Genomic DNA, 13,313 nt, shown 5'->3' with positions numbered 1-13,313 from the left:
TACTCCAGGACGCGGTTCCCAGTCCCCGCCGGGCCCCCCTCACGGCGGAGACCGGACCTCGGACGGCCGCTTGCCCTGGTAGGGCGCTGCCTCGCGAAGCTGAACCATCCTATTCGACACCATCAGGAGAATTCATCTTTAACGCAGCGCAACACCCGTCCGCAGGAGGGCGTGGTGGGTCGTGTCTGGCCAACGACGTGGCGGGTCGGGCGGGGGTCTGACGGATGACAGAGGCGAGCGGGGCTCGCCGGTGCTCACAGGGTGATGCCGTGCTGCTGGCAGTACCTGCGCACCTCGGCCTGCTCGGAGGCAGGGACGCGGAGCCAGACGAAGCGCGCGCTGGAGAGGTCCTTCTGGTGGCAGTGGGCGCGCGCGAGGAGCGCGAAGGAGGCGCCGGTGGCCTGGTCGCGCTGACTGCGGCGGGCCAGCTGGATGGCTTCGCCGGGGTCACCACGGGCCAGGGCCTCCTCGGCCAGCTCCAGGTCCGTGGGCTTCGTGTCATTGCCCTCGCGCTTCGCCTTGGCCTCGCGAGATGGCTTCACGGAGGACTCCATCTGACCGATGCCCGTCGGGGGTGGCGAGGGGGCCTGCGTGTTCTTCTCCGCGGGAGGCGTGCCCTGGACGAGCCGTGTCTGTGATTCCGGCGCTGGCGGCGGTGCTGGCGCGGCGGGCGCGACCTCGGGCGGCGGCGCGTTCTGGGTGGGCGTCGTCGCCAGCGGGACGTTGGTGGCGGAGCGGTTCTTGTGGGTCACCACGAGGCCCGCGCCCACGAGGGCGACCACGCCGGCCGCGAGCAGCCATCGCCCGTAGCGCCTGCGGCCCACCACCGGGACACCTCCCGAGGGCGAGCGGATCGTCACCGGCTCGGAATCCGAGTCGGGCTCCATGGCAGGCGCGTTCGCGGCGGGAGGTCTCCAAACCTCCAGCGGGACGGCGGGGGTGTCCGGGACGGGAGGCCGGGGGAGCTCGAGTGGAGGGGAAGGCTCCGCGACGGGAGGGCGCGCGACGACTCCGGGCTTCGGAGGGGAGACGCGCACCGACCTGCCGACGAGCCCCGACGCGGGTGCACGCGAGGGATCGACGGAAGGGTTGTCCACGTCCTGCCCCGCGCTGCCCCGCTCGGCATCGGACGACGCCCTCGCGGCTTGAGCCGCCACGCCGCGCGCGGGACGCGTGGAGCCATCACCGCCATGCACCACGGCACCGAGTGGCGCGCGCGCCGGAGCCTCGGCTCCGTTCGCGGCACGTCCCGCGCCCTGCGCCGAAGCCTCCAGGCCACGGCCCGTCGCGACAGGCCCCTGCGCCGAGCGCGCCGACGCATCCGCCCCGTTCGCGTCTCGTCCCGTGCCATGCGCCTCGGCTCCGTTCGCGGCACGTCCCACGAGTCCCGCGCCCTGTGGCGAGCGCGCCGACGCATCCGCGCCGTTCGCGTCTCGTCCCGTGCCATGCGCCGAGCGCGCCGATGCATCCGCGCCGTTCGCCCCGCGTCCCGTTCCATGCGCGGAGGCCGCCACGCCATTCGGGGCGTGTCCGGTGCCCTCCAGCACGGCTCGAGACGAGACCTCCTCGCGAGGAGCCTCCGCCGGCTTCGCGCGCGACGCCGCGTCCGCCTGCGGCCTCGAGGCCCGCCAGGGCGAGACCACCTGCGTCGCGGGCTTCGACGGCGGCGACGCGATGGGCCGGGGCTGCACGGTCGCCGTCGGCACCTGCGCCGCGGGCCGCACCACCACGGGCGCCGGCGCATCCGGTGACGGCGTCGCCGTGCGCAAGGGCGTCCCCGTCAGCGCCGCGATGAACGCGCTCACGTCCGGGAAGCGGTCCTCCGGGCGCTTCGCCAGCGCCTGCTCGATGGCTCGCACCACGTGCACCGGCGTCTGCGGCGCCACCTCCAGCAGCGGCTCCGGTGGATCATAGACGATGCGGTAGATGAGCTCCGGCAGGATGCCCCCGTCCTTGAAGGGCAGCTTGCGCGCGAGCATCTCGTACACCATGCACCCGAACGAGAAGATGTCCGTCCTCGGGTCCACCTCCCGGTTCTTCCCGGTGGCCTGCTCGGGCGCCATGTACTGCGGCGTGCCCAGCAGGATGGCGTCCTGCGTCTGCACCGTCTTCGAGTCGATGATCTTCGAGATGCCGAAGTCGAGCAGCTTCACGTGCTCCACCGACATCCCTCCGAGCTCCGTGGGCACCAGGAACACGTTGCCGGGCTTCAAGTCCCGGTGCACCACGCCCGCCCCGTGCGCCGCCTGCAGCGCCGAGCCCATCTGCCGCGCGATGGAGAACACCTCCGGCAGCGTCAGCTGCGCGCCCTTGCGGATGCGCCGGGACAGCGGCATCCCCTTCAGGTGCTCCATCACCAGGAACGGCGAGCCGTCCGCCAGCGTGTCGAAGTCGATGACCTCCACGATGTTCGGATGCCCCAGCCGCGAGGCAATCTCCGCCTCCCGCCGGAAGCGCAGGTAGACCTCCTCCCCCAGGCTCGCGTCGTGCCGCAGCACCTTGACCGCCACGTGCCTGCCCGGCAGCCGCAGATGCCGCGCCAGGAAGACGGTCCCCATCCCCCCTCGGCCCAGCACGCCGGAGATCTCATACGTGTCCCGCAGGACCGTACCGAGCGGGATGTCATTCGTTGGCGAGGAGCCCATGGATGAAGCCGGCCTTCACACCGGAAACCTCATTCTATCCTGGAACCCCTGACATGCCTCGGCCAGTCATCAGCCATCCACGCACGTCCCCGCCGAATTTCCGCAGGCACACTGCACCCCGAGGTGCCCTCAGCGAGGACACCTCGGGGTATCGACTTCTCACAGCTTGAGGAAGCCTCGAGGAAGCGTCCTGAATCCAACCTACCTCGCGGGTGGGGCCTCGACGTCGCTGGCTGCCTTCAGCTCGCGCACCACGCGGGCCGCGCCGTAGACGTGCTCCAGCGCGGCGAGGATGCCGTCCCCGTGCACCGCCACGGCGCGGTTCGTCTCCGGGACATAGGCGTAGCGCCCGCCGAGCGAGTGCAGGTTGCCGTCGAAGATGAGCCCCACCACGCGCCCGTCCCGGTCCACCACGGGCGAGCCGGAGTTGCCGCCGATGATGTCGTTGGTGGTGGCCATGTCCAGGGGCGTGGCGTCGGGCACCTTGCCCTTCGCCTTCATCCACGTGTCGGGCAGCTTGAAGGGCTCCTTGCCGGTGTGGCGCGCGTAGGCCCCGCCGAACGTCGTCAGCGACGCCACAGGACGGCCATTCTCCTCCCAGCCCTTCACCTGACCGGGGTTGAGGCGCAGAGTGAAGGTCGCGTCGGGGTAGCCCGAGGTGCCGTACACGGCGAGGTGCGCCTTGGCCAGCCGCTCGCCGTTGCGCTTGAGCACCGCCTCCACCGTGTCCTCGTAGCGCTTGCGCACCTCGCGCGCCGGGCCGTCCACCTTGCGCGCGAACAGCAGCATCGGGTCCTTGGACGCGTCCACCGCGGCCTTGCCACCCTCGAGCAGCGCCTTGCGCGTCTTCACGTCGCCCAGCTTCGTGCCGCGCACCAGCGCGCGGGCCAGCCCCTCGGGGGACTCCGTGCCGAGCACCTCGCGCACGAACGGATCATCCGCGCCCAGGGTCTCCCGCAGCCGGCCCAGGCCGAAGGCGAGCATCGACTCGTCCAGCTCCAGCGCGATGGGCGCGCTCCTGAGCAGCTGCTGACGCAGCGAGGGCAGCTGCGCGTCCGTGTACTCGCGCAGGCGCTCCGCGTTCGGCTTGCCCTGCTCCTCCGACAGCCGCACCAGCTGCCGGGCGATGCCGAACAGCTCCGAGCCGTACGCGTCCCCGGCCTCCTTCATGCGGTACTCGGGCAGCATGCGGCGGTACGTGTCGAGCGCCTTCGCCGTCTCCTCCCACGCCCCCGCCGTGGCGGCCTTCACCTGGGGGTTGGCCTCCACGCGCCGGCGCAGCTCCGCCTCGTCCTCGCGCTTCTTGGCCAGCAGCGCCGGGTCCGCGAGCGCCTGGAGCCGGCCGCGCAGGGCCTTCAGCCCGTTCTCCACGCCGCGCAGCCGGGAGCGCGTGGTGCGGAAGCGCTCCGGCGACGTGCTCGCGTACTCCTTCAGCTTGCCGCGCACCTCCGCGAGCATCAGCAGCGTGTAGGGCAGGTTCACGTCGCGCTGGAACTCCAGCTCCGCGACGCTCGCCTTGCGCTCGGTGCCGCCGGGGTGGCCGGAGACGAAGACCAGGTCCCCGTCCTTCGCGCCCGTCTTCGCCCACGGCAGGTAGTCCGGGCTCTTCGCCGGCTGGTCGTCCTTCCACACGCGCAGGAAGGCCACGTCGTAGCCGAAGCGCGGGAAGTTGAAGTTGTCCGGGTCCCCGCCGAACGCCGCCATGGAGAACTCGGGCGCGAACACCAGGCGCACGTCCTGGAAGCGGCGGTACTCGTAGAGGTGATACTTGCCGCCATTGAACAGCGTCACCACGTCACAGCGCACGTCCGTGGACGTGGCGCACGCGGACTCCACCGCGGACATCTCCTTCTTGAGCGCGGTGTTGAAGGCCGCGCCGGACAGGCCCTTGGTCGCCGTGTTCATCCGCTCGGTGACATCCGTCATCTTCACCAGCTGGTTGGCCTCCACCTTGGGGCAGCGCCGCTCCTCGGCGGGCGTGCGGGCCTGGAAGCCCTTGGCCAGCAGGTCCTCCTTCGGCGAGGCCAAGTCCTCGATACATCCTCGGATGCAGTGGTGGTTGGTCATCACCAACCCCTCCGGGGACACGAAGCTGGCGGAGCAGCCGCCCGCCAGACGCACCGAGCCGAGCCGGACCTTGTCCAGCCACGCCTGGGTCGGCGTGAAACCATGGGCCTTCTTCACCGCCTCCACGGGGAAGGCGTCGTAGGTCCACATGCCCTCGTCCGCCACGGCGGGCAGCGACAGGAGCAGGCCAAGTGCGAGCAGTGCACGGTCCACGGGTGTTCATCCTTCTGGAAGTCGAGTGAGAAAGGCGCCGCACAACGCCCGCTCGGCGGCAGCATTCCCGAGGGGAATCACGCGGCGCGTCAGGTATGGTGGAGGCAATGGCCGCGAAGCACCACATCTATCTCGTCCCCGGTTTCTTCGGGTTCATCAATCTGGGCGAGCTCGTCTACTTCGGACACGCGCTCGACTACTTGAAGGCGGAGCTGGCCCGGCGAGGCATGACCGACTCGGAGGTCACCATCGTCCTGTCGCATCCGACGGCATCCATCCGCACGCGCACCGCGGACCTGCTCAAGGTGGTGCAGGAGACCGCGGGTGGAGACGACGGGCCCATCCACCTGGTGGGGCACTCGACGGGCGGGCTGGACGCGCGGCTGTTCGCGAGCCCCGGCGCGCAGCTGGCGGAGGGGTTGGAGCTGGAGCCGTTCGCACGCAGGGTGCGCTCGGTGGTGACGGTGTCCACGCCGCACGCGGGCACGCCGCTGGCGTCGTTCTTCCTGGGGCTGTTCGGTCAGCGGCTGCTGAAGCTGTTGTCGCTGTTCACGGTGTACGTGCTGCGCTTCGGCCGGCTGCCGTTGCGGGTGGTGTTCCGCTTCGGGCACCTGATGGCGCGCGCGGATGACCAGCTCGGCTGGAAGCAGACGCTGCTGGACCAGCTCTATGACCAGCTCCTGGGGGACTTCTCCTCCGAGCGGCGCGACGCGGTGTCGAAGTTCCTGAGCGACGTGGGCAACGACACGTCGCTGATTCCGCAGCTCACGCCGGAGGGCATCGACCTGTTCAACGCGAGCACCGTGGACCGGCCGGGTGTGCGCTACGGCTCGGTGGTGACGCAGGCCAGGCCGCCTTCGCTGCGCACGCGTGTGTCCGCGGGCCTGGACCCGTACGCGCAGCTCACGCACACCATCTACGCGTTCGTGTATGGACAGACGCAGCGCATGCCGCTGACGGCGCTGCCGTTGCACTCGCCCGCGCAGACGGCGGCGCTGGTGCAGGCGTATGGCGCGATGCCGGGGCCCACGGCGTGTGACGGCATCGTCCCCACGCGCTCGCAGGTTTACGGACGCGTGCTCGCGGCGGTGAGAGCGGACCACCTGGATGCCATCGGACACTTCGATCAGCCCGCGCACCAGCCGCCGCACGTGGACTGGCTCATCTCCGGCTCCGGCTTCCGTCGGCCCCAGTTCGAGGCCACCTGGAAGAGCATCACCGACTTCATCTTCGAGGACGAGGCGCGCTGAGGTGAGGTGACGCCTCGCTCTCCGCGAGCAGTGGGACCAGCTCCCGGACGGCGGCGCGGAGGCCGGCGGGACTCGCCCCCGAGAACCCCAGCACCAATCCCTGCTCCCGCTTGCGTCCCAGGTAGAGCGGCGACAGCCGGCGTGCGCCCAGGCGCCTCGCATCCGTCCGCTCGACCAGCGCCAGGTCCTCACACCCGGACGCCAGGAATGCCGTGACATGCATTCCCGCCTCCGCCGCGCCGGGTCGAAGTCTGGGATTGCCTTCACGTCGCAATGCATCCAACAGCGCATCGCGTCGCTCCGAGTAGACCTGCCGCATGTGTCTCAAATGGGTGACGTAGTGGCCCGAGTCCATGAAGTCCGCCATCGCGGCCTGCGGCAGCGTGGGCGTGTGTCCCTCCGTCGAGGCGCGCGCCGCGGTGAAGGGCTCCACCAGCCCCTGGGGCACCACCAGGAAGGCCAGTCGCAGCGACGGGAACATCACCTTGTTGAAGGTGCCCGCGTAGAGCACCCGCCCCGCGGCGTCCATGCCCTGGATGGCCGCCAGCGGACGCGTCGCGTAGCGGAACTCACTGTCGTAGTCGTCCTCGAGCACCCACATCCCCGAGGCTCGCGCGTGCTCCAACAACGCCAGTCGCCTCGGCAGGCTCATCGTCACGCCCAGCGGGTATTGGTGCGAGGGTGTGACGTACGCCAGCCGCGCCCTCGGCGCCCGCGTCCTGCCCGTGTCCACCTGGAGCCCCTGCGCGTCCACCGGCACCGGATGCAGCCGCGCTCCCGCGGACTCGAACGCAACGCGCGCGCCCAGATAGCCCGGCTCCTCCAGCCACACGCCATCGCCCTCGTCCAGCAGCAGCCGCGCCGTCAAATCCAGCGCCTGCTGCGTGCTGGAGAAGACCAGCACCTGACGACAGTCACAGCGCACGCCGCGCGCGGGCCCCAGGTGCGCCGCGATGGCCTCGCGCAGGGGACGAAAGCCCGCGGGCTCACCGTGGAGCATCCGCTCCGGCCCCCACGCCCTCGCCTGCCTCGCGACGGCGCGCGCCCAGGCCTTCGCGGGAAACAGCTCCAGCGCGGGGAGACACGGCGTGAAGGGCCGCACGTCCCGAGGCTCAGGTGGAAGCACGTCACCCGCCATCCGCCGTCCCCGACGGGAGAGCCCATCGCCCCGGGCCCGTGGCGAGCCACCTCGCACTGGGGTGCTTCGGGGCGCGCGTGAATGCTCCGGCAGCGCGACGGTGCTCCCCGAGCCCACGCGCCGCTCCAGGAAGCCCTCGGCGTCGAGCTGCGCGAAGGCCTCCTCCACCGTGCCCCGAGAGAGCCCCAGCTCCCGGGCGAGCGTGCGCGTGGAGGGCAGCCGGCTCCGAGGTGCCAGCGTCCCCGAGAGGATGGCCTCGCGCAGCCGCTCGTAGAGGCGCCGATGCAGCGGGCCTGTCCCCCGACTCGAGTCCAGCATCAGGAAGGACAGGGGCACGCCCTGGGAGCGCTTCGTCATGGCCCCTCACGTAACCGGGCCTCGTGAAATGGTCCACCCCTGTGCACCGAAGTGGTGCTTTCCCATGGGCCACTGGGAGCGCACTGTTCCGAGCGTCACGGCCCACCCACCAGGAGCCCTCCCATGACCACGCCCTTCTCCTTCGTCCTCGAAGTCCCCGCCGCGTCACCCGAGGAGGCCCGTCGCCACTTCCTCGCGAAGCTCTCCGTGGAGACGGACGCCGCCGACGTGCACCTGGACCTGGAGCGCGGCAAGAAGGGCTTCGTCGTCGTGGACACCCGCTCGCCGGACGCCTACGCGCAGCGCCACATCCCGGGCGCGCGGAACCTCCCCACGCGGAGCATCTCCGAGACCACCACCGCCCACTTGAGCAAGGACGACGTCATCGTCACCTACTGCTGGGGCCCGGGCTGCAACGGCTCCACCCGCGCGGCGGCGAAGCTGGCCGCGCTCGGCTTCCGCGTGAAGGAGATGCTGGGAGGAATCGAGTACTGGGTGAAGGAGGGCTACGCCACCGAGGGCACGGCGCCCCAGGGACAGCCCGTGTACGCGGAGCGCTGAGCCCGTCAGTACACGCCGATGAGGATGACCTTCACGCGCGGGTTGCCCACGTACTCCTCCAGGCGCCAACGGCTGCGCAGCCCGTCCGAGCGGAGCCCATGGCCCGACTCCGGGGGCGCGTCCGCGCTGGCCAGCGCCTCCTTCAGGTGCGCGACGGCCCACTGGTCGAACTTCGGGTCACCCGAGCCCTCCAGCACGCGCAGGTCCACCAGCTCACCGTCGCGCGTCTGCCGCACCTCCACCACCGCGGCGAGCGCGAGGATGGGCTCGGTGACATCCACCATGAACATGTTCGCCGCGCGCCCCGCCTCCACGGCCGCCTGCATGCGGTTGCGCTCCTCGAGACGGCGGTCGCGCTTCGTCGCCACGTAGGGCGAGCCCGTCTCACCGAAGCGCTTCACCGCGTCCACCTGCTCGCGCTTCATCCGCGAGGCCAGCACCTTCAGGTCCGGCGACGGCGGGTTCACCAGCTTCTTGGCGAACCGGTCCTGGAGGTTCGTGAAGTAAGGATTCACCGCGCCACTCTCGGCGCGCGCCGAGGCCGCCGCGTCCGCCGCCCAGCCATCCACGCGCGCCTGGGCCTCCTCCGCCTGCTCGCGCGCAATCACGCTCGGGTCCGTCCCCGCATCGCCGTTGTTGCGCAGCGTCCGCCCGGACTGCGATGGGCCCACCGGCATGCCGCCCACCCAGCCCTTGGGCATCAGTGAAATCGCAGGCCCGCTCGCGCGCGGAGCATCCGCGGGCAGCTCTTCGGAACCGGGCGCGTCCTCCCTCTTCCCGCCACCGGGCGCCTGCGCGACCCGCGAGGGCTCCGTCGACGGCGAGGACGGCGGCGTGGCGGGCGCTTTCGCGATGTCCGCCGGCGGACGCTCCGCCTTGCGCGGGGGCTTCGGCGGTTGCGGCGCGGAGGGGCTCGTCGCCGGAGCGGGCGTGGCCACCTGCCGCGGTGCCTTCATGGGCACGTAGACGATGTCCAGCTCCGTCACCGTCGCCGTCCGCCGCGCGGGCACGGGTCCGCTCATCCGCGACAGCGCCACGAAGAGCGCCGCGTGCAGGAGCAGCGACAGGACGACCGCGATGGACCACGAGGAGCGCCGGGACACACCTGAAGTCTGCCTCCAGTGCCTCCCGAGAAGAAGCACTTCGCCGCTCGAAATGTCCGGCCCCGAGCCCCTACCCGGTCCCTCCCACGACGAAGGGGGCCTGGAGCCGCGTCAGCGACCCCGTGAGCAGGCCCGTCTTCCAGGGAACCCGGGCGCGCCTCGCGATGCTCACGACGGGGCTGGCCGCCACGTGTCGTCGGGGAGACCGCCCGGTCGGCCGGCCGCTCTGCGGGCGTGATGGGGCGCCATGGCGCATGTGGGAGGTCATCCCCACTCTTCGGAAAGCTTTCTGGAGGGAGCGCCAAACCATGAACTTTCCCAGCCATGTGAATGTCCCCAGTGAGAAGCGTGAGGAGATCATCGACCTGCTCAACACGCTGCTGGCCGACTCCATCGACCTGCACTGGCAGATCAAACAAGCGCACTGGAACATCCGGGGCACGCACTTCTACAGCCGCCACCTGCTGTTCGACGACCTGGCCAAGCACGCGCGCAAGCAGGCCGACGAGTTCGCCGAGCGCGCCGGCACCCTGGGCGGCTACGCCGAGGGCACCATCCGCCTGGCCGCCAAGAACAGCGAGCTGCCCGAGTACGACCTCAAGGCGGTGGAGAGCGAGGACCACCTGAAGGCCCTGGTGGACCGCTTCGCCCGCTACGCGGCCTCCATCCGCGGCGGCATCCAGCGCTGCGACGAGCTGGAGGAGCCCATCACCGTGGACCTGCTCACCCAGGTGCTCGGGGACGTGGAGCTGGACATGTGGTTCCTGGAGAGCCACCTCAACGGCGGCGCGCGCCCGGGCATTCGCCCCGGCAAGGGTGGCCGGGACGCCGGCGCCGAGCCCTCGCGCCCCACCAACGCCTGAGGCCGCGACAAGGGTCCTCCCTTCCACACGGGCCCGGCGCTTCCACGAGCGTCCGGGCCCGCGTCGGCATATAGAAGGCGTCCTCGAAATCCTGGGGACGTCATATGAGCGCCGAGACACGGATGGACGGGAAGGTGTGCCTCATCACCGGGGCCACCGGCGGTATCGGCCTGGAGACCTCGAAGGCCCTGGCCCGGCTGGGCGCCACCGTGGTGCTCGTGGGCCGTGACGCCACCCGCACCCAGGCCGCCGTGGACGCCGTCAAGGCGGAGGCGCCGGACGCCCGGGTCGACTTCATCCTCGCGGACCTGAGCTCGCTGTCCGCCGTGCGCGCGCTGGCGAAGGTGTTCCTCTCGCGCTACTCGCGGCTGGATGTGCTGGTGAACAACGCGGGGCTCATCATCGACCGGCGACAGGTCACGGTGGATGGGCTGGAGGCGACGTTCGCCACGAATCATCTGGCGCCCTTCCTGCTCACGAACCTCCTGCTGGACACGCTCAAGGCCAGCGGCGCCGCGCGGGTCATCAACCTGTCGTCGGACGTGCACTACATCGGCAAGCTGGACTTCGACGACCTGCAGAGCGAGCGCCGCTATGACGGCTTCCGCGTCTACGCCACGTCGAAGCTGGCCAACGTCCTGTTCACGCACGCCTTGGCGAAGCGGCTGGAGGGCACGGCCGTGACGACGAACGCGGTGCACCCGGGCGTGGTGCGCTCGGGGTTCGGGCACAACACGCTGGGCTTCTTCAAGTGGATCGTGAAGCTGGGCGGGCCGTTCTTCCTGTCGCCGGCCGGCGGCGCCAGGACGTCCATCTACCTGGCCACCTCGCCCGACGTGGAGAAGGTCTCCGGGAAGTACTTCGTCCGACGCAAGAAGAGGAAGCCGTCCGCGGCCGCGCGGGACGACGCCCTCGCAGAGCAACTCTGGCGCGAAAGCGCGCGGCTCACGGGAGTCAGCACACCATGATTGACCTGTACACGTTCGCCACGCCCAACGGGCGCAAGGTCTCCATCGCCCTGGAGGAGCTGGGGCTGCCCTACACCGCGAAGTCGGTGGACATCTCCAAGGGCGAGCAGTTCAAGCCCGAGTTCCTGGCCGTCAATCCCAACAACAAGATTCCGGCCATCGTCGATGCGCAGGGGCCGGGTGGACAGCCCATCACCGTGTTCGAGTCGGGCGCCATCCTGCTGTACCTGGCGGAGAAGACGGGGAAGCTGATGCCCTCGGACCTGCGCGGCAAGGCGCAGGTGACGCAGTGGCTGATGTTCCAGATGGGCGGCGTGGGCCCCATGTTCGGGCAGCTCAACCACTTCGCGCGCTTCCACTCCTCGAAGATTCCCTACGCCATCGACCGGTACACGCAGGAGTCGAAGCGGCTGCTCAAGGTGCTCGACGGGCAGCTTGGCAAGGGTGACTACGTCGCGGGGGCGTACTCCATCGCGGACATCGCGCTGTACCCGTGGGTGGCGGGCTCGCAGAGCTACTTCCCGGAGCTGTTCGCGGGCCTGACGCGCGTGCCGCAGTGGCTCGCGCGCGTGGGCAGCCGCCCCGCCGTGCAGCGGGGCATGAAGGTCCCCTGAGTCGTCCTCCCGGGATGCGGCCGGACGACGGCCGCGTCCCCGCTTGTTGTCCTCCGTCATGCCCACGCTCGAACAACTCGTCTTCGACAACACCTACGCCCGCCTGCCGTCTGGATTTGGAGCAAGGGTGGCGCCCCGCGCCTTCCCGAACGCCCGGCTGTTGAGCGTGAACCCCTCGGCGATGCGGCTCTTGGGGTTGGAGCCGGAGGAGGCTCGGCGGCCGGAGTTCGTCGAGGTCTTCGGCGGTGGCAGGCCGCTGCCGGGCATGGAGCCCTTCGCCATGGTGTACGCCGGGCATCAGTTCGGCGTGTACGTGCCTCGGCTGGGGGACGGGCGTGCGCTGCTGCTGGGCGAGGTGCGCACGACGGACGGGGCGAAGTGGGATTTGCACCTGAAGGGAGGCGGGCCCACGCCGTTCTCGCGGGGTGGGGATGGGCGCGCGGTGCTGCGCTCGTCCATCCGTGAGTACCTGTGCGGTGAGGCGATGCACGGGCTGGGCATCCCGACCACGCGGACGTTGTGTCTGATTGGTGGGGATGAGCCGGTGTACCGCGAGGAGGTGGAGACCGGCGCGATGATTGTGCGGATGGCGCCCTCGCACGTGCGCTTCGGGACGTTCGAGTACTTCCACTACACGGAGCAGCCCGAGCAGGTGGCGCGGCTGGCGGACCACGTCATCGACGGGCACTTCCCGCACCTGTCCGGGGTGGAGGGGCGGTATGCGCGGTTCTACGCGGAGGTGGTGGAGCGCACGGCGCGGCTGGTGGCGCGATGGCAGGCGGTGGGCTTCGCGCACGGGGTGATGAACACGGACAACATGTCCATCCTGGGGCTCACGCTGGACTATGGGCCGTTCGGGTTCCTGGATGACTTCGAGCCGGGGTTCATCTGCAACCACTCGGACCACCGGGGCCGGTATGCGTTCGACCAGCAGCCGCGCATCGCGATGTGGAACCTGGCGTGTCTGGGTGAGGCTCTGCTGACGCTGATGACCGAGGACGAGGCCCGCGCGGCGCTTGCCACGTTCGAGCCGACGTTCAGCGGGCAGTTCCTGTCATTGATGCGCCAGAAGCTGGGGCTCCAGGAGGCGCGCGAGGAGGACCGGGCGCTCGTGGGGGATTTCTTCTCGGTGATGGCCGAGGCGGCGGTGGACTACACGCGCTTCTTCCGGGCGCTCGGGCGGGTGGAGGACGCGGCGGTGATGTTCGCGGACCGCGTGCCGTTCGATGCGTGGGCGGAGCGCTACCGGGCGCGGCTGGCGGCGGAGGGGAGCGTGGACGAGGAGCGCCGGGGGCGGATGGAGCGGGTGAATCCGCGGTACGTGCTGCGCAACTGGATGGCGCAGGCGGCCATCGAGCGGGCTCGGCAGGGGGACTATTCGGAGGTCGTCCGGTTGCTGTCCGCACTGGCGGATCCGTTCACCCAGCGCCCCGAGTACGAGGAGTACACGGTGGCGCCGCCGGCCTGGGGCCGGCACCTGGTGGTGAGCTGCAGCTCTTGAGGGGCTGGCTGGTGTTCGAGGGAAGCGGTGGAT

10 protein-coding genes are annotated in these 13,313 nt (G+C 70.6%); 6 read left to right on the top strand and 4 right to left on the bottom strand.

The genetic code is table 11. From position 1 onward, the window contains the following. Positions 1 to 254 precede the first annotated feature (254 nt). Both AC6JA9_RS04905 and AC6JA9_RS04900 read right to left on the bottom strand, forming a co-directional pair. Positions 255 to 2,558, bottom strand: a complete 2,304-nt coding sequence (locus tag AC6JA9_RS04905) for a serine/threonine-protein kinase (RefSeq protein ID WP_497959173.1) — start codon at positions 2,556 to 2,558, stop codon at positions 255 to 257. A gap of 288 nt (positions 2,559 to 2,846) precedes the next feature. Continuing rightward, positions 2,847 to 4,925, bottom strand: a complete 2,079-nt coding sequence (locus tag AC6JA9_RS04900) for a S46 family peptidase (protein ID WP_141330029.1) — start codon at positions 4,923 to 4,925, stop codon at positions 2,847 to 2,849. A 107-nt stretch (positions 4,926 to 5,032) separates the two neighbouring features. Here AC6JA9_RS04900 and AC6JA9_RS04895 point away from each other — a divergent pair, with 107 nt between their 5' ends. Further along, positions 5,033 to 6,175, top strand: a complete 1,143-nt coding sequence (locus tag AC6JA9_RS04895; RefSeq protein WP_194869405.1) for an esterase/lipase family protein — start codon at positions 5,033 to 5,035, stop codon at positions 6,173 to 6,175. On the opposite strand, the gene pdxR is transcribed toward AC6JA9_RS04895, so the two are convergent. Beyond that, positions 6,150 to 7,670 carry a MocR-like pyridoxine biosynthesis transcription factor PdxR gene (gene pdxR, locus AC6JA9_RS04890; RefSeq protein WP_497959172.1) on the bottom strand — a complete coding sequence of 507 codons (1,521 nt, stop codon included), beginning with the start codon at positions 7,668 to 7,670 and terminating at the stop codon, positions 6,150 to 6,152. The two genes, AC6JA9_RS04895 and pdxR, sit on opposite strands and share 26 nt — an antisense overlap. A gap of 123 nt (positions 7,671 to 7,793) precedes the next feature. On the opposite strand from pdxR, the gene AC6JA9_RS04885 reads away from it, so the two are divergent. Then, positions 7,794 to 8,231, top strand: coding sequence for a rhodanese-like domain-containing protein (locus AC6JA9_RS04885; protein WP_223745945.1), 438 nt, complete (start codon positions 7,794 to 7,796; stop codon positions 8,229 to 8,231). A gap of 5 nt (positions 8,232 to 8,236) precedes the next feature. Here AC6JA9_RS04885 and AC6JA9_RS04880 read toward each other — a convergent pair whose 3' ends face one another. Continuing rightward, positions 8,237 to 9,334 (bottom strand): TonB C-terminal domain-containing protein, encoded by a 1,098-nt coding sequence (locus AC6JA9_RS04880; protein ID WP_426748149.1) that lies wholly within the window; start codon positions 9,332 to 9,334, stop codon positions 8,237 to 8,239. A 308-nt stretch (positions 9,335 to 9,642) separates the two neighbouring features. Between AC6JA9_RS04880 and dps the strand changes: the two genes are divergently transcribed. The 4 genes from dps to AC6JA9_RS04860 all read left to right on the top strand — a co-directional run bounded on the left by dps (position 9,643) and on the right by AC6JA9_RS04860 (position 13,280). After that, positions 9,643 to 10,197 (top strand): DNA starvation/stationary phase protection protein Dps, encoded by a 555-nt coding sequence (gene dps / locus AC6JA9_RS04875; RefSeq protein WP_497959171.1) that lies wholly within the window; start codon positions 9,643 to 9,645, stop codon positions 10,195 to 10,197. Positions 10,198 to 10,301: 104 nt separating this feature from the next. After that, on the top strand, positions 10,302 to 11,165 hold the full coding sequence (locus tag AC6JA9_RS04870) for an SDR family oxidoreductase (protein WP_248542505.1): 864 nt from the start codon (positions 10,302 to 10,304) through the stop codon (positions 11,163 to 11,165). Then, positions 11,162 to 11,779 (top strand): glutathione S-transferase family protein, encoded by a 618-nt coding sequence (locus AC6JA9_RS04865; protein WP_141330020.1) that lies wholly within the window; start codon positions 11,162 to 11,164, stop codon positions 11,777 to 11,779. The genes AC6JA9_RS04870 and AC6JA9_RS04865 overlap by 4 nt, the downstream gene beginning before the upstream one ends. 58 nt (positions 11,780 to 11,837) lie before the next feature. After that, on the top strand, positions 11,838 to 13,280 hold the full coding sequence (locus tag AC6JA9_RS04860) for a protein adenylyltransferase SelO (protein ID WP_408888153.1): 1,443 nt from the start codon (positions 11,838 to 11,840) through the stop codon (positions 13,278 to 13,280). Positions 13,281 to 13,313: the final 33 nt, after the last annotated feature.

Source organism: Myxococcus sp. MH1 (assembly GCF_059738865.1).
This window is presented reverse-complemented; position numbering and strand designations above follow the sequence as displayed.